The sequence below is a fragment of the Nostoc sp. ChiQUE01b genome, assembly GCF_034531255.1.
In the GTDB taxonomy this organism is placed as follows: Bacteria; Cyanobacteriota; Cyanobacteriia; order Cyanobacteriales; family Nostocaceae; genus Nostoc.
This window is the reverse complement of sequence record NZ_JAVRBM010000001.1, coordinates 301,470-316,888: the sequence shown is the minus strand read 5'-3', so window position 1 is coordinate 316,888 and position 15,419 is coordinate 301,470. Positions and strand designations below refer to the sequence as shown.

Genomic DNA, 15,419 nt, shown 5'->3' with positions numbered 1-15,419 from the left:
ACTGTTTAAGCTATGAATTATGCTATCTCGGAAAATGGTAATATCTAATACTATGGTTCAGCCAACGCGCCGAGAGTTATCAAACTGGCTTTTTGTGCTGATGTTAAACCATAAGCCTTTATAATGTTCATACCTTCGTAAAGTCTAGGAGTTCTCAAGGTTTTGAGACATTTGCCTGTCTTGATATCCCATAGTTTTATTGTCTGGTCTTGGGAACCACTAGCAAGTGTTTTGCCTTGAGGAGTAAAGATGACTGAAGATACTACATGAGTATGTTCGTGGTAAGTGTACAAGCATTCACCTGTAGTCACATCCCACAGCTTAATTGTATGGTCTGCACTGCCACTAGCTAAGAATTTACCACAGGGACTGAAGGCAACGGAAGTTACCCAGTTGTTATGTCCGCTACAAATTCTGAGGCATTTTCCTGTAATGATATCCCACAGTCTAACTGTATGTTCGGCACTGCCACTAGCCAGAGTATGACCATCCGGACTATAGGCGACTGAGAAGACATAATTGCTGTGTCCGTTAAACGTCATAACCTCTAAACCGTTTCTGGCATTCCAAAGTTTGACCGCGGTATCTATACTGCCGCTGACTAGGTTGTTACCATCACTGCTGAATGCTACTGAAAACACTCCTTCGCTGTGTCCTAATAAAGTTCTTAACTCCGCACCACTGCTGACATCCCAAAGCTTAATTGAGGCATCAAAACTGCCACTAGCTAATATTTTGCAATCGGGACTGAATGCTACTGAATGTACCCAGTTAGTATGTCCTTGGAAAGTATTCAAACATTCACCCGTATTGACATCCCATAGCTTCACAGAGGCGTCAAAACTTCCGCTTGCCAGGGTCTTGCCGTCATAACTGAATGCCACGGAATATACCTGAGAAGTATGACCATACAAAGTATTCAGGCATTCACCCGTATTAATATCCCACAGCCTAACTGCTTGATCGGAACTACCACTGGCTAATTTTAGTTCCACTGGATGGAATGATAAAGAGTATATTATATTACAATATCCTCTAGAAGTTCTCAGACAGATGCCGCTATCGATAGACCATAGCCTCATCGTTTGGTCGATGCTGCCACTGGCTACTGTGTGTCCATCTGGGCTGAAAGCGACTGAGTGAATACTATTAATGTGTCCGGTGCAAGTTTTCAGGCAAGTACTGGTGCTGACATCCCACAGCCTCACTGTTTTGTCCGCACTGCCACTAACTAGGGTTCTACCATCAGGGCTGAATGCTACTGAAAATACTCCGTTAGTGTGTCCGGTGCAAGTTCTAATTTCTTTGCAGGTGGTAATATCCCAAAGCCTGATAGTAGTGTCTAAACTGCCACTTGCGACCTGCTGACTATCAGGGCTGAAAGCCACTGAAAATATTACGTTAGTATGTCCGATGCAAGTTTTAATTTCTTTGCCAGTAATAATATCCCAAAGCTTGACAGTGGTATCTAAACTGCCACTTGCAACTTGTTTACCATCAAAGCTGAAAGCTACTGAAAATACCTGATTGCTATGTCCTTTACAAGTATTTCGGCAAAGTCCTGTACTGACATCCCAAAGCTTTACTATGTTGTCTAAACCACCACTGGCTAAAATTTTCCCATCCGGACTAAAGTCTACTGAAGACACTCCCAAATCGTGTCCCCTGCATGTTCTAATTTCTTTGCCAGTGCTAATATCCCAAAGTTTCACTAAAGAATCAACACTACCGCTAGCAAGGATATTACCTTGAGGACTAAAAGCAACTGAAAATATTTGGTTGGTGTGTCCTCTAAAGGTAAGAAGATGTTTGCCTGTTTGCACTTGCCACAAGCGAATGTTAGCATCGGCACAACCTGTAGCTAACAAATTACCATCCGGACTAAAGGCTACAGACATCACGTTAACCAAAATTTCCGAAAAAACGGATTTAGTTAAATCTGAATAAGCAAAATTGACATTATGCAATTTGATATTTTCAAGATTTGCTTGCCAAACTCTGAGATGTGAAAAGTCATAACCATTTAAATCTATTTTTAATTGACGGAGAATATTAATGATATTCCCGCTAATATATCCTGTTTCTATAGAAGATTCATTTTTTAGTTTGAACAGAATTTTTTTTAAATAGCTTTCAATATTTTTGGCAGAACCGAAGCTAGCGAGTAGTTTTTCAATTAGTGGTTGCAATATCAGGAAAATTTGACTATCTCGGATATAATCTTTAGCAGTTACTTGAATCAAAGCATGGCTTTGAAATAACTCAATTTTTTCGTCAATAATTTCTTGGCAAATACGCTCAATTAATTGAGCGGTAATGTACTCCATAACGACAGGCTGCTGGGTAAAATCATCGGCATTTTTTTCAATCAATGACCGACGTTGCAAAGATGCGATCGCCTGTATAATTTCACAATCCGGTAGATTGGCAATCAAATCATCTTGCAATTCTCTCAAAGTTATTGGCTCTCTATTAATAGCCAGCCAATACATAATATCTTGTTCTAATTTGCTCAGACGATGAAACTGTCTATCTAATAAATCGCGGATATCATCAAAAATGAATGTACCTTGATTTAAAAATCGCAAGAATTCGGAAATATTCCTCTTAAAAAAATCTCTAATTGCCGCAGCCACAATCTTTAATGCCAAGGGATTTCCGGCATAATGGGAAATTAAAACTTGCCATTCATCTTGTGAGCCAATAAAAGAGCCTTTAGTCAAGAAAATTTCTCTTCCTGCTTGTGTGGGTAAACCAGTTAATTGCAAGCAGCGAACGGATATTTCATCTTCTAATCTTGCTAATCCTTTGGGTTTTTCGCGAGAAGTCAGGATTAAACAACTTTTGTGAGATGTTTCTGCAATACATCGCAATAGCTGACCGTAACCAGAATATCCTTCTCGATAGTTACCTGTGCGATCGCCACTTTTAAGTACTGCCTCAGCATTATCCAGCACTAACAAACAGCGACGTAAACGTAAGTAATATATTAGCCGTAATATTTTACCATCTAAGTTCCTTGGCAAGTCTATTTCCTGTTGGTCTGAGAGAAACTGAATCATTTCTGTCAATATTTCTTCCACCACAGGAGCATTACGGAGACTTCGCCAAATTATATACTCAAATTCATGCTGAAATTGCTGTCCCAGTTTGGCAGCAAGAGCAGTTTTACCTATACCACCCATACCTAAAATTACTACCAAGCGGCAGTTTTCGTGTATAGTCCACTGCTCTAAAAGATGCACTTCTTGAGTACGACCATAGAAAATAGATACATCTGGTGCTTCACCCCAATCTCGGTGTCTATTTCGCTCAACAATCTCATTCCAGTTAAGTCCAAGAACTAAACAGTAAGCTTTAAAAGCTCCGGTATTAATGGGTAATTTTCCTGCTAAAAAGCGTTTCCAAGTTCCTTGAGAAATCCCTTCAGCAAAAAAACCTTCTTCTTGCCAATCTGTACCTAAAATTTTACTTGCTTCCTCAAGCCATGTTGGATCGTCAATTGTCCAACCCTTTTCTTTTCTGGCTTGTTTAATTCTAGCTATACCCCATAAAGATGCTTTGAGAGTAGACATCATAATGGCAAAAGTGGGCTTTTGCAGCGATATATATAAGCTATTACCACCGAGTTTACCATTTATGCAAAAAGTTGATGCTTAAGATCACCTCTCGCTGATCCAAAACTGATCTGGTGAAATCTAAGCAAAGTAAGCCATCTTGGAAAGTAGAAAGTCAAGTTGGTGAATGTAGTTATAGACCATCGGCTACAAAGAGCGATCGCACGTATAAAACCCAAAAGCGCAAACACGGGTAAAACATAACCGGGTGAAGCAAATTTTTTTGATTGAAAACTTACTTTAGTCTTTCTAATCAATCAAATGAAGTTGTTGATTTACAACGGAGAATTAAACATGAAATTTTCAATTAAATCCATTCCTTTTGTTATAGCCACAGCCTTAGCTGTCTCTACCTCCGCAGCCTATTCTGAAACTCCGAATGTGTTGTCCCATAGTAGTTCACCATATCCAAAAAACCTTTGTAGCACTCCCTATTTTTGTCTTCCATTCCCTTCTAACAACAGCTATACTGTATGCAAACGTTATGCTATTCAGGGTAAGAATGGTCCTCTACTTTTCTATCGCTGCATTTACTATGGGCTCCCAATTCACAAGTAATAGGTGAATAATTTTTCGGCTCTCCCAGACTTCGGTTGATAAATTAACACTAAAAAACGGCTAAAACAATTGATATAACTAGGTTTTTGTCAAGTAGAATCAAAGATTTAATAAAAATATGCTTTGTTCTTCTTGAATCCCTTACTATGTAGGGATTTAACCTGATATCAAGTATTAATTTTTTATAACTAGTCTAGGAGAGCCAATTTTTCATACTTTCACCTGTTGATATATTACGAATATTAGCAATTTTCTGTGCGACTATTGCTATCTTTTTGGTAGCAAATTTTGCTGCCCAATCGGAGGACAAAATTATAGCGGTTCTCACTTCGTTGGAATTATAGCAGTCGAAGCATAGGTTAGGACTATGTTGGTTGCTGAAACCTTTGATAATACTGAGTTTCTACTCAGCATTCAGCACTCAGCACTTTGCTATATAGTCGTCACCCCACCCCTAAGGGCTTACGCAAACGCTTCCCTAAAAGCAAGCTCTTAAGGGTAGGGGGTGGGGTTGAATTTTTCTACAAAGAGTCTGGGAACTAGAAAGAGAAAATGGCGGGTAAGATGCCTACCTTAAAAGAGTTTATAAAACTCCAGCCAACTGTTTTTCTTTACTTTTTATTGGTGCAGAAAGTGCTTCTTCTAATTCAGCACAACCAAGTTTCTCTTCTAAGATTTTCATGACTTCGCGTCCGAAGTCGTTGGGATTTTGTTGCCAAGCTTGTAAGCAGACTTCGCCGAAGAATGAACCAAGGGGTTCGGGATTCCAGAGAAGTTTTTTGGCTGTCCACGGCATCAAACTCATTGGATCGTACCCTGGTTTGAGGATGCCTTCTTTAAAAGCGTATTCTTCCAAATGGGTATGGGGTTGCAATCCAATAAAGAAGATGGCAGGTTCGACTTTATCAGCACCAAAAATCCGTTCTAGTTCGCGGTGGTAAGCGATGGTTTGGCGGATGGTTTCGGGACGTTCGTCAATGACGTTAAAGGAGTAGTTGACGGAAACCAAATCATTAAAACCAGCTGCTTTTAAATCACGGCAGTTTTGCAAGACGGTTCGCAGATTGTACCCCATCCGCATTTTCCGCACGAGTTCTTGAGAACCACTGGTAATACCAATTTCAAAATAGTTCATCCCAGTTTTCGCCATCAAGTCGCACAATTCGGGTGTTAAATTGTCGGCTCTGATATATGCTGCCCAGTGGATATCTGTCATACCAGAATCGACGATTTTTTGCAAGAGTTCTATGGCATCGGCGATAAATTTTTTTGCGGGGATGAATTGGGCATCGGTAAACCAGAAATTGCGAATGCCGCGATCGTATAATTGGCGCATCTCAGCAACTACTTCATCTGCTGGGTTGATGCGTACTTGTTTGCCTTCGACAACGGTGTAGACGCAATAACAACAGTTGTGAGGACAACCACGCTTAGTTTGTACACCTATATAAAAGTCTTGCTCTTGCAGGTAATAGTTAAATTCCGGCCAGATGCTTTCGATATAGTCGTAGTTACAAGCTGTTTTTTCTATGGGGGTAGGTTGTTCGTGAATTAGCCGTTTTCGTGGTTGAGTTTCTCCGGCAACGTAACAGCGTTCATCTCGAAAATTTCTGCCACTTAAAAGTTTTTCCAGCAGGGTTTCGCCTTCACCCACAGAAATAATTGTCCCTTGAGGTAAACTTCTACCCAGTTGCTCGTAAAATACGCTGACTGCACCACCACCGACAACTACACGAGCATCAGAATGATATTTTTGGGCACGTTTTAAACCGCGTTTGATTAAGCTTTGGTTTTGCCACAACTCTACATAGTAAGCGATGAAGATTCGCAAACCGCCCAATCCGCCGCGTAGTTTCAATAGAGGATTCTTGGCGTAGTAAAATTCAAAGGCATTTTGCAGGGGATTACCACCACGTCCGCCGACTGGGGCATAAATTTGAATATCCCGCCAAGAAAATACTAGTAGTGTCGGTTTAAATTCATCAATACAACGATCCAGAGCCGAACTATAGTCTAAAGGCGGCACTGTTCCCAAATCAAAGATGCGCTGTTCAATATTAGGAAACTGCTTGTGCACATGATCGCTCAGGTAGACAACCCCAATCGGAAAGATGGGGTTACAAGGAAGGCGAACATAAAGAATTCGATTTTCCATCATCTGTGTTTTAACTTCCATCTTGCCAATCTGTGGAGAAAGCGAGAGAAACATCTAGTTTTCAAGTGTGTGCTTGTTTTATTTGGTTTTATTCATCACAATTTTGCTTGACATTCTCTTAGCAACTGCGGAAAACGCTAAAGTTGCTGTACATAAAACATACATGGAATTTATAGAGAGCTTTCTGAAGATATTTTTTCATATAGTTTTACCATAACATTGAGTTTATTCATTAAGCGGCGATCCCAGCCGATTAATCGTGGGATAGATGAAACAGCAAAACTCATTTCCTCGCTACGCAAAAAGCAAGGGGATCGTTGTTGTGTCAATTCCCTAACAATCTGTTTTAAGAGAATTGAAACTTTTATACCAGAAAAAATATCAAAAACTTTTATCTATAGTGTATAATTCCGAAAAAGGTGTGAAGTCTAACAAAATTTTCATAACTAAAAATATATCTTTAGACAGAAATAATCTACAACTACTCAGTTGGTATTCGCAGTTACAGCAAGTGGGGATCGGTGAGTGCTAGGCTTGACTAGTGTAATGTCAAATTGTGGCGTAAAGCTCCTCAGCAGTTATGGCTCAAATATTAGATCCTCTACCACCTAAGCAATCGGGAAAAATTCTCTGCTGCTACATTAATGTCACGAGCAAAATACAGGTAGCTCGCATCTCCAATATTCCCAACTGGTACTTTGAAAGGGTTGTTTTCCCTGGACAACGTTTAGTTTTTGAAGCTCCGCGAAAAGGTCAAGTGGAGATTCATACAGGGATGATGGCAAGTGCAATTTTATCCGATAAGATTCCGTGCGATCGCCTGATGCTCGACGAACCTAGTACTTATGAGTTTGATACAGACTCATCAGATGGAGAAGACCCTTTTAATATCAAACCAATGGTGCAGCAAATTAATACAAAAATCGGAGATACTACAAAACCCTTACAAATGGCTAGTTTAGCATCTGTTGATTGATTAAAAAAAATTTAGCTAAATTTAAGGGTTGCTGAATTCGGCAGCCCTTTTTATATATTGGTCATTTGTCATTTGTCATTGGCATTCTCCCCCTACTTCCTCATCTCCCGACTCTCATCTACAATCAATCTTATGAATCTGCCTTCATTTCTTTGGTTGTGGAAAATAGCGGCCTGGTCAATGGGATTATCCCTGCTGGCATATCTGATGTTAGCAGTCACCGGCGTTTGGATGTTTCGGGCAAGAACTTCGCAGCAATTCCCTTTTATTACCCCATTTATAGGCGGTAATAAAGAGGTGCGATCGCTCCACTATACAATGGGCATCAGTATGGTAAGTTTAGTGCTATTATTGCTAGCGATCGGCATTGTTGGCACTTTCGGGCACTTTGGTTCTTTAGGTCACTCATCACACTTAATCGCTGGATTAATAGTGGTCGCACTAGTTCTAGTGTCTGCTTTCAGTGCCACCCAAATTAGTGTTAGACGACCTTGGGCTAGACCCTTACACATCAGCGTAAATATTATTCTGTTTATCGGATTTGCCTGGGTATCTCTTACTGGTTGGATTGTAGTGCAAAAGTATTTACCCTGAATTACCACACGCCAACTACCAGGGACATAGACCTACCCTACAATGAAGAAAAGCATTGTAATTGAGCCGTGACAGCAAACTCAGCCAATATCTCAGCTTCTGTTTTTCGTCTGTCTCCTTTGATTCGGATAACGTTGCTGAGTCTATACATAGCACTTACAGTTCCATTACCCTTCTTATCGCAGGTAACAGCTGCACCCGTACCTCCAGAATTATTGTGGATAGGGATTACCATCGGCTTCGTTGCCTTGTATGCTGTATTGACTGAACAAGTAACGGTAGATGACGAGGGAATTCAGGTTACTTACCCCGCCTGGGTGCCTCGCTTTTTTCGTAAAGGCTGGTCTTTACCTTGGTCAGAGGTGAAAGACTTAAAACCCCGTAGCACCGGTCAAGGAGGGCTAGTTTATTACTTCCTTAGCCACGATGGGAAAGCTTATTTACTACCGATGCGTGTAGCTGGATTTGCCCGTTTGGTGCAAATTGTCCAAGCAAAAACGAGCATTGACACCACAGATGTTCGCCCTTTAGCGCAGCCCTGGATGTACCTGATTTTACTAGTATTCACTCTGCTGCTATTATTAGTCGATAGCTGGACGATCGCTACAGCCTTAACTACTGCACAATTAACTTAAAATTGGGCATGGGGCAAAAGAGTGCTGAGTTAGGAGTTAGGAGTTAAGAGTTAGGAGTTTTATTTATCCCCTTGTCCCCTTGTCCCTCATCTTCCTCCGCCCCTCTCCCCCCATCTCCCTCATCTCCCTCATCTCCCTCACTCCCCTTGAATACAGCAAAAGCCACACTCAGGCTAGAGCAAGTTAATCTGTTTACAAAGCTGAAAACCCAACTTCCCGGCAATCAGCAGGGATACCCCATATTGCAGGATATTTCCTTAGAGGTATTCCAGAGCGATGGCAAAGCCAACGCCTGCGGCGAACGCATTGCCATTGTAGGCCCAGTAGGTGCTGGGAAAACTTCGTTATTACGTCTCCTCAACCGCCTAATTGAACCCACCACTGGTAAACTCTATCTAGAAAATCAAGAATATCGCCAAATTCCCGTCATCCAGCTACGGCAAATGCTTGTACTTGTATTGCAAGAATCAAAGCTGTTGGGGATGACAGTTGGGCAAGCCTTGGCTTATCCTTTAGTTTTGCGTGGTTTGCCCAAACAGACAATTCAGCAACGAGTCGATTACTGGACAGAACAACTGCACATTCCCAATGAATGGTTAGAGCGAACAGAGGTGCAACTTTCTGCAGGACAACGACAACTAGTAGCGATCGCTCGCGCCTTACTCATCCAACCTAAAATATTATTATTAGATGAGCCAACCTCTGCCCTTGATACTGGTACGGCTTCTCATCTAATGCAAATCTTAACTCAGTTGAGTCAAACTCATCAAACCACGATTCTGATGGTAAATCACCAACTGGAACTAGCCCAGATGTTTTGTACTCGGTTATTACACCTGCAACAAGGTCATTTATTCGCAAATCAAACAGCCTCAGAGATAGACTGGATTGAATTACGAAAAAGTCTGATTCAAGCAGCAAATCAAGACGATTTGGGATTTTAAATTTTGGATGAGACAGGAATCAGTAGTCATTTTCTTAACTCCTCCATGCCCAATGCCCCATTCACACTTGACTACTAGTAAGTGTTGAACGTTGATTATTAAATCTCTCTCTAGCTAACTTTGTTGTCTGTGACTGTGAAATATTGGTATTCAAAATTTCCATGTTAAAACGGTATCCAACATTGCGGATAGTTTGAATCAAATTGGGTTGCCGGGGATCGAGTTCAACCTTTTTCCGCAGCGATAAAACGTGAGTATCAATAGTACGAGGGTTATCAATAGCGTCAGGCCAAGCACGACGCAGCAATTCCGATCTACTTAGAGGTACTCCTCCAGCTTGTGCTAAAACGTACAGCAAACTGAATTCCTGGGGCGTTAAGTCAATAAACTCGCCTTGAAAGCGGACACGACGCTGAACTAAATCGATTTGCAAAGTGCCATAATCCAAATAAGCTGGTGCAGTAGGTGTGCGCTTCCGGCGAATCAGTGCCTCTACCCGTGCCAAAAACTCTTGCATCCCAAAAGGTTTGCTCAGGTAATCATCTGCACCCGCCTTTAAACCTACAACTATATCAGCTTCACTATTCCGGGCAGATAGCATTAAGATTAGAGGCTGCTGCTGACGATGCAACCAACGACAAAACTCAATGCCATCACCATCAGGCAGGTCTGCATCTAAAACTATCAGTGCTGGTTGATGGCTTAAAAATACTTCCCTTGCTTGATAAATACTGGCAGCTTGGTGCACGCGGTATTCCAGTTGTTGCAAGTGCCAACCCAACAACGACCTCAGATGGGGATTCCCCTCAATGATTTCTATACAAACCGAACCCACGGTGGCAAGATCCCTTAGCATCGATGACTTTCAAAGTAACAAGCCCATCTCTAAGGTTTTGTAGCCTTTGTTACTTCAATTGCAATTAACTTTACATTTCCTAATAAAATGAGTGGCAATATCTTTAAGTTATGCCTTGCCATAGGCGATTAGAAATATTATTAAGTTTTTATTAAATTTCTCGAAAGTGTTGTTAGACTTATGAAAAGTTCTTTTAGCTTAACATTTTGCTTTTAGATGGGTGTTATGTGGCAAATATCTAGAACCCAACCAGTTAAGCACTACTACAACAGCTTTTCAACCTGATGAAAGTCGATTTTTTCTCAAAAATTCAGTGCTTCTATCCAGGAATATAACATCAATACAATTGGGCTGTTGATTGTGAAAATCAAAAAAAATAACTTAGCAGCTAACTAGAATCGATGTTTTCTGGAATAGGATTAAAGTAGCTTGTAGCTGCTATGAGGGTACTACCCAAAGTAGATGTGTTGACTTTGAGTTAATGCCAAAGTGAAATTACACTTCACATTTGAACGTGAATCATTTACAATTCTCATTCCAAAGAGATTAATACAGCAGTTATGCTCCAAGACACACAAACCATCCGCTATTACCAAAGACTCACCGATGCCTTCATCGAGCTATGGAATCGCGGTTATCGCACGGATGATATGCGGATGTATTTGGATGGATATCTAGCCGCACTGCGACATAGCAACGTCATTGAACCTTTTCTAATTCATCGCCTAGAAGAGGAAGCCAGCCGCTACTTGTACGATGGATCGAACTTTGCAGTCCCACAGCCACAACCCGATTACTACTAAGTACCATTTACCTGGTCATTGATAGTAACCGTTAATTACCGCAGATAATTATAGCATATTATTTGTATTGGTCAACGGGTTGTCGTGGTGTGAAATTTTGGAGATATTGTATTGATTAAACGCATCCCCTGAGTCCTATATTGGTTTTGCCAATGCGACTGAGGGGATTGTTGGCTAGCTATGAAATTAAGTCCAACAAAGAGTATTTTTGTCAGAAACCGATTAAAAAACCTTGAAAGGAGAGAATATAGTGTCTCTCCCTTCAAGGATATTAAAAACCAATACGCTTGGGTTAAGCATTTTCTCTTCACTGGGACAAGGATAAAAAGGACAAGAAGAAATAAATTTCTTCCTTGTCTCCCCCACCAAGCCCTGTCTCCCTCAACTGAACCGTATTGTATTAAAAACGGCACATTGCCTTGATTGCGAAAGGCAAATTCAGCAGCATATCCTTTAGTTTGCGTAAAGAAAGATTAAGAAGCTAATGCTACTTCTACCTTTTGCTGCAATTCACCTTTTTGGTACAGTTCAATTAAGATATCAGAACCGCCAAGAAATTCACCATTGAGATACACTTGGGGAATTGTGGGCCAGCTAGAGTATTCTTTAATACCTTGACGAATTTCAGGATCTGATAGAACGTCAACTGTTTCAAAGGGAACTCCCAAGGTATTGAGAATCTGCACAACGTTGTTAGAGAAACCACATTGGGGCATTAACTTGTTTCCCTTCATGAAAACTAAAATCTTGTTTTCTTGTACCAAGCTATCAATTTTGTCTTTGAGTTCTGGTGTCATGGTATTTATGTTTCCTATGTTGCATTAATAGAGTGAGGAGTGAGGAGTGAAGAGTGAGGAGTTAAAAATTCATAATTCATAACTCTTAACTCTTGTACAGACGCGATTAATCGCGTCTCTACTCCTAACTCCTAACTTTAGGAACCTGCTGTTGCTTGCCAAGTTTCGGGAGTGTATGTTTTCACCGCCAAGGCATGAATCGCTTCAGTTGACATAGCTTGACCCAACGCACCATAAACTAACTGGTGCTGTTGCACTAGTCCTTTACCTGCAAAGTGCGATGAAACTACTGTCACTTGATAGTGGTCGCCGCCACCAGTCAAGTCTTGCACCTGAACTTGTGCGTCTGGCAGTTCCGCCTTGATCATTTCCTCAACCTGTTGCGGACTAATCATCGCAATTCCTGAAAAAACTTACTTTTCTATTATTAACAGATATAGAGCAAATGCCTGTGCCAACTTCAGGCTTTGGCAAGGCTGTAGATAGAGGCGCCTTTGGAGTGTATTGCTTGAGAACGCTGGGTCAAGGTGACGGCGGATAGCTCTATCCTAGCACTGGGGCGTTCCCAAGCAACTGCTTAGGAAAATGTAGGCAAAAAGAGGCAACAATAATCTAATTTATTTTTTTGGGGATGAGGAGGATGAATTACCACCTTCTCTGGGATAGGGAGAATCAACAAAACCCAACTCAAACAACTGTTTATAAGCTTTCTTACCTAAATCCCGCGTTGGGTTTTGACTCTTAATTATTTGAATCAACAATGGTACAGCTAATTCTGGCTGATTTTGTGCCCGATGTACCAATGCTAGCTGAAAAGTAGCCTCATCTCGTTTTTGGGCTGTTAATAAAGCTTTTTGACGCTGAGAATCAGAAACTTTGTTGTCAATTCCCGAAAAGCTAGAATTTAACTCTTGATAAAAATTAGATAGCTGATTATAAACTTGACGTGCTTCTTGCAGTTTCTTGGCAGCTAAAGGGTAGTTTTGAGCAGAAACGGCTTGTTCTGCATCTTTTACTAAGCGATCGCCACCTGCAATGCTCAAGAGGCTGTTACTTTCGGTTATGGGGCGGAGGTTATTAGGAGCGTTGGGGTCAATGAGTTGTGGTTGGCTGGTAGTGCCTGGTGACTGTGATACCTGAGCATTCACAGGTGATAGCAGGCTGAGGACTGCTATAACTGATAAAACAGTACGGTGCATCAAGGTAACAGCGACAGCAGTGTTCATGGGATCAATTAGTGCGACAACTATATAAAAGAGTTATGGAAACTTCGGGTATCTTAACTCTGTTTTGGTCTTGGACAAAGCAAAGTTACATCCTAAGTATCTCTGATTTAGACTAAAAATCAGTTTAATAGAGTTCCCATTACCTCTGTATACCAACTAACTTATATCGCTGTGACGAGCGATACCTACGCTGGAGTAGGTTCCCATCTGCTTAACTACCGACTTTCCTCGCCAATAATTATCTCTGGTTAACTGGGATATTTAGGCAGAATAATTTTCCCAAAGCACTGCTTGAAGTATTTGCGTAGGCGTAGCCCGCCGTAGGCATCGCACCAAACGAGTTAAGAATAGCGATGTCTTCAGTCCGCCCTTCCCAACTTTTATCAAGCAATTTAGTAATTTGCAGGCAATTAATTAGCTCTTGGCTCAAAAAAATGCCAAATTGGCTAAATATATCATCAATAAAGGGTAATCTATATATACATACTCAAAGGTTGCAAAACACCACTAATCTTTTGTGACTTACTCAGAATGAATATAGCAGTTAGTAATTAGTGTCAAATATTGAAAAGGTGCAGTTTCTGAATTATGCACGGTCAAATGATTATCAGGTTTGACTATATCAAGAATTAGTAATTTCTGCAAATGCGCGGTTAGTAATTTTTGTTTCTTGATGGCTCAATTGTTGCAGTACCTTTGCTAAATCAGTTGTGATGTTTTTTGCATCTTGTTTTATACAGCCATTCATGTAATCCGCGACTCTGATTGGGGAGCCAATGTCAATACTCACATCTGTACCCCAATTGGGATAAGGTTGGCTGTAGTTAATGCCTATAGGTATAATTTTCACTCCCAGACCGGAATGACTAGATTCAGCACTCAAAGCAAGACGAGCAATTCCTGGCTTTAACTGGTGAACTTGACCATCACGAAAAATGTTACCTTCTGGAAAGATTACCAGGGTTTTTTGCTGCTGAAGTAGCTCTACTCCATGTCGCAGCGTGCGGATTGACGGATGCTTAGAATTTACGGGAAATCCCCCTAAACGTCGAACAAACCAGCCTTGCAAACCTTGGCATTCGTCAATAGTCACCATAAATCGCAAGTCTTGCTTTCTCAGACAAGCGGTAGCGTAGGGTACAAGCAAGGCATCCCAACGCGCTCGATGTGTAGGCGCAAGGATCACAGGCCCAGTTGTGGGGATATTTTTTTGTCCGGTTATTCTAATTTGTCCAAAGAATAGTGGTAATAGGCAGTGACGCCCTAATAAATATGCCAGGGGACTTAACCAAGGAGAAACCCTTGAGGTAGTGCTATCTACCTGAGGATTTGCCGAGGTTTGCTGGCTGGTATCGGATGAAGAGTAAAATTCCACCATGACGGATGCAGCTAGATTGACGGGTAAAATTTAATGAAATGCCTGATTAGTTACACCGTAGATTCTCTTGTGTGACTTGTGTCGTACTAGATGGACAGTTTTACCTCTGTCTGTTAGTTTACCTGACGCCGCCTAGTAGCAAACCAAGTCTGTAATTGCTGACGACAAGCTGACTCTAGAATGCCTCCAATTACCTGTAAGCGATGATTAGAAGCAGCGCTATCGGGGATGTTAATAACTGTACGAATTGCGCCAGTTTTTGTATCGTCTACTCCATATACCAGTAGTCCTAATCGTGATTGAATGATTGCACCTGCACACATTGGGCAAGGTTCGAGAGTTACATAGAGGGTGCATTCATTAAGATGCCAATTTTGTAAAGTTGTTGCAGCTGTTTTTAGAGCGATAATTTCCGCATGAGCGGTAGGGTCTTTGTCGCGCTCTTTTCTGTTTTCTCCTTGTGCCAGCAATTTGCCTGTTGAATCAATGATAACAGCACCTACAGGGATTTCACCTGCATCACCTGCTGTTTTTGCTAATTCTAAGGCATAACTCATCCATTGTTGATGTATAAGATATTCTGTATACTTAGTTAGCATATTTTTATCAATTCGATACTCCTTGCCCTAAAGGTGGGCAAACTTGCGCTACAGTTTACTATCTCAGTACTGAGTGCTGAGTGCTGAGTGCTGAGTGCTGAGTATTTTTTCTTACTTAAGCACTTGATTACTATGGTTAATGCCCCGCCCCTAGTGGGCGGAATCTTCCAATCCGAGAGAAGGTTGATACCCCGCCCCTGGTGGGCGGTCTTTTAACTCTAAGCCGAGGAACTCGGAACTCAGCACTTTTCATTGGCACAATGTCTAAGCTAGTAATGAAA

General features: G+C 41.2%; 15 protein-coding genes. 6 read left to right on the top strand and 9 right to left on the bottom strand.

Features of this window, described 5'->3' with window-relative positions; genetic code table 11:
* Positions 1 to 50: 50 nt before the first annotated feature.
* Positions 51 to 3,578: an NB-ARC domain-containing protein gene (locus RMY63_RS01325; protein WP_322726956.1), complete on the bottom strand. Its 3,528-nt coding sequence runs from the start codon at positions 3,576 to 3,578 to the stop codon at positions 51 to 53.
* 113 nt (positions 3,579 to 3,691) lie between these two features.
* Here RMY63_RS01325 and RMY63_RS01320 point away from each other — a divergent pair, with 113 nt between their 5' ends.
* Positions 3,692 to 3,814: a hypothetical protein gene (locus RMY63_RS01320; RefSeq protein ID WP_322726955.1), complete on the top strand. Its 123-nt coding sequence runs from the start codon at positions 3,692 to 3,694 to the stop codon at positions 3,812 to 3,814.
* A 944-nt stretch (positions 3,815 to 4,758) separates the two neighbouring features.
* Here RMY63_RS01320 and RMY63_RS01315 read toward each other — a convergent pair.
* The gene (locus RMY63_RS01315) at positions 4,759 to 6,351 is read right to left on the bottom strand and encodes a photosystem II high light acclimation radical SAM protein (protein ID WP_322727040.1); all 1,593 of its coding nucleotides are present in this window, start codon (positions 6,349 to 6,351) and stop codon (positions 4,759 to 4,761) included.
* Between the two features lie 559 nt (positions 6,352 to 6,910).
* Here RMY63_RS01315 and RMY63_RS01310 point away from each other — a divergent pair.
* The 4 genes from RMY63_RS01310 to RMY63_RS01295 all read left to right on the top strand — a co-directional run bounded on the left by RMY63_RS01310 (position 6,911) and on the right by RMY63_RS01295 (position 9,479).
* Complete coding sequence (locus tag RMY63_RS01310) at positions 6,911 to 7,306, top strand: DUF1830 domain-containing protein (RefSeq protein ID WP_322726954.1); 396 nt, start codon at positions 6,911 to 6,913, stop codon at positions 7,304 to 7,306.
* A 132-nt stretch (positions 7,307 to 7,438) separates the two neighbouring features.
* Positions 7,439 to 7,900, top strand: coding sequence for a DUF4079 domain-containing protein (locus tag RMY63_RS01305; RefSeq protein WP_322726953.1), 462 nt, complete (start codon positions 7,439 to 7,441; stop codon positions 7,898 to 7,900).
* 68 nt (positions 7,901 to 7,968) lie between these two features.
* Positions 7,969 to 8,535, top strand: coding sequence for a hypothetical protein (locus RMY63_RS01300; protein WP_322726952.1), 567 nt, complete (start codon positions 7,969 to 7,971; stop codon positions 8,533 to 8,535).
* 146 nt (positions 8,536 to 8,681) lie between these two features.
* Positions 8,682 to 9,479, top strand: coding sequence for an ABC transporter ATP-binding protein (locus tag RMY63_RS01295; protein WP_322726951.1), 798 nt, complete (start codon positions 8,682 to 8,684; stop codon positions 9,477 to 9,479).
* 61 nt (positions 9,480 to 9,540) lie between these two features.
* Here the strand turns inward: RMY63_RS01295 and RMY63_RS01290 are convergent, their stop codons facing one another.
* On the bottom strand, positions 9,541 to 10,314 hold the full coding sequence (locus RMY63_RS01290) for a response regulator transcription factor (RefSeq protein WP_322727039.1): 774 nt from the start codon (positions 10,312 to 10,314) through the stop codon (positions 9,541 to 9,543).
* Between the two features lie 581 nt (positions 10,315 to 10,895).
* Here RMY63_RS01290 and RMY63_RS01285 point away from each other — a divergent pair.
* On the top strand, positions 10,896 to 11,138 hold the full coding sequence (locus tag RMY63_RS01285) for a DUF6761 family protein (protein WP_322726950.1): 243 nt from the start codon (positions 10,896 to 10,898) through the stop codon (positions 11,136 to 11,138).
* Between the two features lie 473 nt (positions 11,139 to 11,611).
* Here the strand turns inward: RMY63_RS01285 and grxD are convergent, their stop codons facing one another.
* The 6 genes from grxD to tadA form a co-directional block, all read right to left on the bottom strand.
* Positions 11,612 to 11,935, bottom strand: a complete 324-nt coding sequence (grxD, locus tag RMY63_RS01280) for a Grx4 family monothiol glutaredoxin (RefSeq protein WP_292859475.1) — start codon at positions 11,933 to 11,935, stop codon at positions 11,612 to 11,614.
* 137 nt (positions 11,936 to 12,072) lie between these two features.
* On the bottom strand, positions 12,073 to 12,330 hold the full coding sequence (locus RMY63_RS01275) for a BolA family transcriptional regulator (RefSeq protein WP_322726949.1): 258 nt from the start codon (positions 12,328 to 12,330) through the stop codon (positions 12,073 to 12,075).
* Positions 12,331 to 12,552: 222 nt separating this feature from the next.
* A complete protein-coding gene (locus RMY63_RS01270) occupies positions 12,553 to 13,161 on the bottom strand; it encodes a hypothetical protein (RefSeq protein WP_322726948.1) in 609 nt (202 codons plus the stop codon).
* Between the two features lie 238 nt (positions 13,162 to 13,399).
* Positions 13,400 to 13,591 (bottom strand): hypothetical protein, encoded by a 192-nt coding sequence (locus tag RMY63_RS01265; RefSeq protein ID WP_322726947.1) that lies wholly within the window; start codon positions 13,589 to 13,591, stop codon positions 13,400 to 13,402.
* Between the two features lie 192 nt (positions 13,592 to 13,783).
* Positions 13,784 to 14,539, bottom strand: a complete 756-nt coding sequence (locus tag RMY63_RS01260) for a 1-acyl-sn-glycerol-3-phosphate acyltransferase (protein ID WP_322726946.1) — start codon at positions 14,537 to 14,539, stop codon at positions 13,784 to 13,786.
* Between the two features lie 113 nt (positions 14,540 to 14,652).
* Positions 14,653 to 15,138 (bottom strand): tRNA adenosine(34) deaminase TadA, encoded by a 486-nt coding sequence (gene tadA, locus RMY63_RS01255; RefSeq protein ID WP_322726945.1) that lies wholly within the window; start codon positions 15,136 to 15,138, stop codon positions 14,653 to 14,655.
* Positions 15,139 to 15,419 lie beyond the last annotated feature (281 nt).

What these genes read in the sequence shown, in the direction of transcription:
- RMY63_RS01305 (WP_322726953.1), top strand. Translation starts at nt 7,439, where the DNA reads ATGAATCTGCCTTCATTTCTTTGGTTGTGGAAAATAGCGGCCTGGTCA.
- grxD (WP_292859475.1), bottom strand. Translation starts at nt 11,935, where the DNA reads ATGACACCAGAACTCAAAGACAAAATTGATAGCTTGGTACAAGAAAAC.
- RMY63_RS01270 (WP_322726948.1), bottom strand. Translation starts at nt 13,161, where the DNA reads ATGAACACTGCTGTCGCTGTTACCTTGATGCACCGTACTGTTTTATCA.
- RMY63_RS01285 (WP_322726950.1), top strand. Translation starts at nt 10,896, where the DNA reads ATGCTCCAAGACACACAAACCATCCGCTATTACCAAAGACTCACCGAT.
- RMY63_RS01260 (WP_322726946.1), bottom strand. Translation starts at nt 14,539, where the DNA reads ATGGTGGAATTTTACTCTTCATCCGATACCAGCCAGCAAACCTCGGCA.
- RMY63_RS01315 (WP_322727040.1), bottom strand. Translation starts at nt 6,351, where the DNA reads ATGGAAGTTAAAACACAGATGATGGAAAATCGAATTCTTTATGTTCGC.
- RMY63_RS01325 (WP_322726956.1), bottom strand. Translation starts at nt 3,578, where the DNA reads ATGATGTCTACTCTCAAAGCATCTTTATGGGGTATAGCTAGAATTAAA.
- tadA (WP_322726945.1), bottom strand. Translation starts at nt 15,138, where the DNA reads ATGCTAACTAAGTATACAGAATATCTTATACATCAACAATGGATGAGT.
- RMY63_RS01275 (WP_322726949.1), bottom strand. Translation starts at nt 12,330, where the DNA reads ATGATTAGTCCGCAACAGGTTGAGGAAATGATCAAGGCGGAACTGCCA.
- RMY63_RS01310 (WP_322726954.1), top strand. Translation starts at nt 6,911, where the DNA reads ATGGCTCAAATATTAGATCCTCTACCACCTAAGCAATCGGGAAAAATT.